Annotated in this window: 4 protein-coding genes and 1 tRNA gene; 2 read left to right on the top strand and 3 right to left on the bottom strand. The window is 36.4% G+C overall.

All coding sequences use genetic code 11. The annotated features are described in order from the left end of the window. The first annotated feature begins 27 nt into the window (after positions 1–27). A complete protein-coding gene (locus tag GX437_09920; GenBank protein NLJ07973.1) occupies positions 28–1,635 on the top strand; it encodes a T9SS type A sorting domain-containing protein in 1,608 nt (535 codons plus the stop codon). 13 nt (positions 1,636–1,648) lie between these two features. Then, on the top strand, positions 1,649–3,238 hold the full coding sequence (locus tag GX437_09915) for a T9SS type A sorting domain-containing protein (GenBank protein NLJ07972.1): 1,590 nt from the start codon (positions 1,649–1,651) through the stop codon (positions 3,236–3,238). Position 3,239: 1 nt separating this feature from the next. Here the strand turns inward: GX437_09915 and GX437_09910 are convergent, their stop codons facing one another. From GX437_09910 to GX437_09900, 3 genes are all read right to left on the bottom strand, one after another. Continuing rightward, positions 3,240–5,549 (bottom strand): mechanosensitive ion channel, encoded by a 2,310-nt coding sequence (locus tag GX437_09910; protein ID NLJ07971.1) that lies wholly within the window; start codon positions 5,547–5,549, stop codon positions 3,240–3,242. A gap of 27 nt (positions 5,550–5,576) precedes the next feature. Next, positions 5,577–5,648 (bottom strand) — tRNA-Thr (locus tag GX437_09905). A gap of 45 nt (positions 5,649–5,693) precedes the next feature. Continuing rightward, positions 5,694–5,939: glycosyltransferase (locus GX437_09900; GenBank protein NLJ07970.1), on the bottom strand; the 246-nt coding region annotated here is incomplete at its 5' end.

The raw sequence follows: 5,939 nt of genomic DNA, 5'->3' as shown, positions 1-5,939 counted from the left end.
TATAGGGAGACTTAACTAAAAAAAAACATGAAGAAAAAGCATTTTTTTACCTTAATTCTGATGACATTTCTGATGAATTTGTATGGTCAGAATATATTTCAGCGTCATTTCGGCTCTGCTGGGAATGATTTTGTCAGGAATATCAGTCCGACCAATGATAAAGGATTTATTGTGATTGGTTATACAACTCATTCCTCAAATGGATTGAAAGATATTTTTATCTCTAAGTTTAGTAATGCTGACAATCTTGAATGGACAAAGACTTATGGCGGAAATGGCGATGACGATGGATTTACAATTGTTCAAACAACTGATGGTGGATATATTTTTACAGGAACATCAAATAGTTATGGAACTGGTGATGACGATGTATTTGTTATAAAAACAGACCAAAAAGGAATAGTTGAGTGGAACAAAATATATAGCGGAAATGGACATGACCTGGGAAGAGACATTTATGAATTACCTGACAATTCATATCTTCTGCTCAGCGAGACAACATCAAATTCATTTGGGCTTATGGATATATGCCTGACAATGATTGACAAATCAGGGAAGGTAATCTGGTCAAAACTCTACGGTGGAACCCAGAATGAGCTTTGTTATAATTTCAGGAGAACAAATGATGGAAATTTTTTGTTGGCTGGAATTACCTATTCCTATGGTTTTGGGAAACATGACATGTTTTTGCTAAAAGTCAAACCTGATGGAACTCTTTTAAAATGTATGGTTTACGGGCAATCAGGGGATGATTATGCCTATTCTGCAGTACAGGATGAAAATGGTGATATTGGCATCGGGGGATTTAGTATTACGGGTAATACCGGAAAAGATAATACTTTCATTAAAACCGATTCGAATTTTAAAATTATCTGGCAAAAGAGTTTTGGAGGCATCAAAGATGAATATATAGTAAATGTAATGCCTACAGCACAAGGTGAAGTTTTTATTCCCGGAATGACCTATAGCTATGGTCATGGCGACAGGGATGTTTTTCTCGCAAAATTCTCAAAATACGGACAGTTAAGTTTTTTTAAAACATATGGTGGTCTAAATGACGACAATGTAGCCAACAGGTCTTCCATATTTGCTGATTATGATAATATAATTATTGCCGCTGTAACGACTTCGTTTAAACAGGTTCAACCTTTCAGATCTAATAATATGGATGGTTATCTGATTAAAACTGATTATTATGGAAATTCAGGATGTTATGAAGACTCTTTTAAAATTACATTGAACAACGTTAATCTTCAGGCTAAAGATATTATGCAGAACATTGGTATTAAAAGCAATTCATGGAATGTTTTTAGTAAGGGATCGGGAGACTCAGTTGATTTTTCGTTAAATTCAATTTGCTTTACCGGAATAAAGGAAGAACTTACAAATAATATCAGCTTTACTCTTTTAAATTCTTCTGATAACTCAATTATCCTTCGACCTGGTAGAGAATTATTTGAAGCATTGGAGATTAAATTTTTTGATTTGCAAGGTAAGATGTTGCTTTCAATCAAATTTTCCTCTGGCCTGAATCAGGAAATTCCAGTTACGTTTGATAGCCTACCCACAGGAATATATATTTATCAAATCATTTCGGGCTCAAATGTCCTGGCAGGAAAATTTATTATTAATTAAAAATCAAATCGTTATGAGGAAAACTTTTTTGATTTTTTCACTTTGGTTAATGGCAGTCATGAATCTTTATTCTCAAAATATTTATCAGAAATATTTTGGCTTAGTTTCAGGAGAAGAGTTTGTAAGACAAATTATTCAGACTTCAGATAAAGGAACGGCTGCCATTGGATATACGAACAGCTCCGGAAAAGGGAAAAAGGACATGTTTTTAGCTAAGTTCGATATGGCAGGAAATCTAAAATGGGCAAAAACCTATGGAGGAGACGGTGATGAGGACGGTTATTCTCTTCAGCAAACCAATGATGGAGGTTATATTTTAATTGGGAGTACAAGTAGTTATGGCAGCGGGGGAGATGTATTTATTGTTAAAACTAATGCTTCAGGCAGTCTTGTCTGGAGCAAAGCATATGGTGGCTCAAAGGAAGAAATCGGAAGGGGTATTATCGAACTTTCTGATGGGAGTTATATGGCTCTTGCCCAAACACAATCTAATTCATTCGGCTTATGGGACGTAGCAGCTTTGAAAATTTCTGCGGTTGGGGATATTTTATGGATTAAACAATATGGTGGGAATCAGAATGAACTCTGCTATAATCTTAGTAAAACAAGCGACAATATGTTTTTAATGTGGGGTATTTGCTATTCTTTCAGCGTGGGAAAACATGACTTTCTTATTCTTAAGATCAATGAAAACGGTAATCTTGGATTGGGGAAGGTTATTGGAACGAGCAATGAAGATTATTGCTATTCTGCTAAAGAAGATCCACTTGGCAATTTTTATCTTGCCGGATATACCTTAAATTCATTAACCGGGAAAGATAATGTTGTTATTAAGACGGATAATACATTTACCATTTCATGGCAGAAGGTTATTAAGGCTAACAAAGATGATTATTTTGTTGATGTTTTGATAACTGATGAAAATGGTATTTTTCTTCCGGGAAATACCTTTAGTTATGGCTCAGGTGACAGGGATATCTTTTTATCAAATTTTTCGGCTGATGGTCAGTTGAATTTTTTTAAGGTGTATGGAGGTTCAAAAGACGAAATGGTGCCTAATAATTCATCATATCTGGCAGATTATGAGAAAATTATGATTGGTGCTAGCACTTTTTCTTTTCATTCCGATTCTTTTTATGACGGTTATCTGGTTAAAACCAACTTCTCCGGTAGTTCCGGTTGCAATGAAAAGACTATTAATCCTGATGTGCAGAATGCCAACCTTGTTGTCAATGACATTTTATCTTTTATCGGGACGAAAAGTGTTTCATGGAACAGTGTTAATGGTGGTGCTGAAATGCCATTGGATATTCTGGTCAATCAATTGTGTTTTACCGGAATAGAGAAATCAGGCACTGATTTTATGATTGATGTGAGTAATCCTTTTGATAATAATCTGATGGTTAACATTCATTATCCTTTACCTGAGGATGCTGAGATTATGGTATATGATTTAACCGGGAAAATGTGTTTTGATAAATTGATCCCCGGTAACTTCTGTGGAGAGATAAGCATTGAGAGCACTTCATGGCAGGATGGAATTTATCTGGTGAGAATCATGTCCGGGCAGGGAACGGAAAGTTTTAAAATAATTAAGTTTTAATCTACTCTTTCAGTTCATTCATCTTTTCTTCCATTTTCCTGATGAATTTCTCACTGTTAAAGTTTTTACCGTGAACTTTTTTCCCATACGAAAGCCAGTCCGATTTACGAATAACATCAATGGCCTGCCTGGCTTTCAGATAATTCAGGAATGCGATAAATTGTTCTTTCTCGGTTTTATAAAACTGATGAACCATTTCATTAACAGAGTTAAAGCCACATTCCTTGAAGCTATATCCATCAAGATTGAACATTCCCCATTGGGTTGAAAGGTAAGCAGCTTCTTTATGAATCAATTTTGCTTTTTCCAGTCGGTCATATTCTTTCTCACCACGTAAAATAAACTTACGGTTATAGTTTGGGTAAACAATTTCAGGATATTTTTCAGATAATGGTACAGGGTCTATATTCCTTTTTTTCAATTCTTTCCAGAATCTGTGTCCCTGAAAGATGATTCCCGGTTTTCCGTCAGGCAGGAAGGCAGGTGATTTTTTTTCAAGATTGACCAGAGCCAGTAAAACTTCAGGTTTAATTTTTAATAAAACTGCTTCTTCGAATATTTCTTCCGGAAGGAGTTCTTTCCCCTTTTTATTAATAATCTGTCTTGACTGCGAAGGTTGAACATCTTCCTGCTTATTTTTCTGAACCTCAACATCGGCCTGGGCATTCATTTTATCTTTTTTTGGCTCTGAGCTAAATGATTTTTTCAGTGAGCTGACAATCTGCGGAATTTTTTTTCTTTGATTCTGCTCATTTTCAGAATGTTGGGGTGTCAGCGATGCCTGACCAGGGAATTCTTCAACAAAAAGCGTTTGGGTAGGGAAAGCCCATCTGATATTCAGTTCTTCAGCAAGTTTCAGAACAGCCATCAAAATCTCATGCCGGTATTTCATTTCAGACTGATAGTCAGGGGCTATGATGTAAATCTGGAAAAGGATATTAATTGAATAATCTGCAAGTTCTGAAAGCTGAATAATGTATAAATCCTTACGAACCTGTGGATGAGAAAGAGCAAGCTGTTTTAGTCCCTCGATAAAGTTATTTATTTTAAAAGGTGGAGTGTCGTAGGTAACTGAAAGAGTGGTTTTATAGCGTCTGAATACTCTAAGTCCCATGTTGTCGATGGGTTGATCAGCCAGTTTACCATTAGGAATGCTTATCAGAGAGTTTTCCATAGTGCGGATTCTGGTAGAGCGGAACCCAATTTCTTCAACAGTACCATTGACATCATTCGAGATGATCCAGTCGCCAATCTGAAAAGGTTTGTCAACAAAAATCAGCAGGGAGCCGAAAAAGTTTTTAAGAGAATCCTGTGCGGCAAGGGCAATGGCAAGTCCTCCAAGGGAAATCCCGGCAAGAAGTGCTGTGATTTTGAAGTGAAAATTCTGAAGAATAAACAAGATGCCAATGATAATGACGACCACTTTCAGGGTTTTGCTGATAAGCGGAACAAGCTGATCATCCAGTGTACTTTCTGTTTTTTGAGCAGCCTTCATCATGACGGCACTCAGCAGGTCAACAAGTTTATAGCAAAGCACCATGGCAAAAATTGAAATCAACACTTTTGCTACTACTATCAGTTTACTATTGACTGAGGCATCAAACTGAATGACAGGCAGAAAAATAAGGAAGAAAATAACAGAAATGAGAATTCCCAATGGCCTGGAAAGCGGTTTGATAAACTTTTTACTGGTTTCTTTAGGTACAAAATGAATGAGAATCCTAAAAACAAAGAAACCAAGCAAGAAGCGGAAAATGAGGAAAACCAGATAGCTGATGAAAATGAGGGCGATTATACCATAAAGTTGCCAGACAAAAACTCCGAGAAATTTATTGGAGCCTATTTTCGGTAAAATACGGAGGATTTTATCGGTATTGAATCGAAATACTGATGCATGAATTTTTGGAATCAGTTCAGCAGTTTCTTTTGAATAAAACCAGTTGCCATTAGTTTTTTCGAGATATATTTCAGGTAAGGATGGAATGGGATAATAGCGGTTTTTCCCGGTAGCTGAATCACGGTAATTGCTATCCTGTGGAATTGCAGACCATTTGACAACAAAACCTTTTGCATCATAAATCTGTTTCAGTGAGATGGCAAGGTATTTTAGCTTTTCGACATCATCGGAGACAGGAAAAATAGATTTTGCTGCCAATTCAGGATGATAGTTGTCCTGTTCAAGATTTTTCAGGTGAGTTTCAAGGGTTTGATAGGGAGTAGGGAATTCAAGATTTTCAGCTTTTATAAGTGAGAAAGCAGAGAAAAACAATAAAGGCAGGAGGATAAATACTTTTGAATTTAAATTTTTCATTTGTTGTAAGGATATATTAAAAAGGTGAGCCTCCCACCAGATTCGAACTGGCGACCTGCTGATTACGAATCAGCTGCTCTACCGCTGAGCTAGAGAGGCAAAATTTTCGAGATGCAAAGTTAAGATTTCCGTGAAGATGAGAGGTCAAACATTTAGTCTGTCTGAAACAAGGTATTCATTTTTTGAAGCAGAATATCTGGCAAAGAGTTCCCCGATAAATCCGGCCAGAAACAGGACAACACCAATAACAACAAGCATCAGGGCGATATAAAAAAGCGGCTTGTCAACAATATCTCTTGGAATTTTAGTATGATAAAAACGGGCATAAAATTTTTCTCCGATCAGCCAGGCTGAAATGATGAATCCAATGAAAAAAGAAATGACTCCCAT

This window comes from Sphingobacteriales bacterium (assembly GCA_012517435.1).
In the GTDB taxonomy this organism is placed as follows: Bacteria; Bacteroidota; Bacteroidia; order CAILMK01; family JAAYUY01; genus JAAYUY01.
This window is presented reverse-complemented; position numbering and strand designations above follow the sequence as displayed.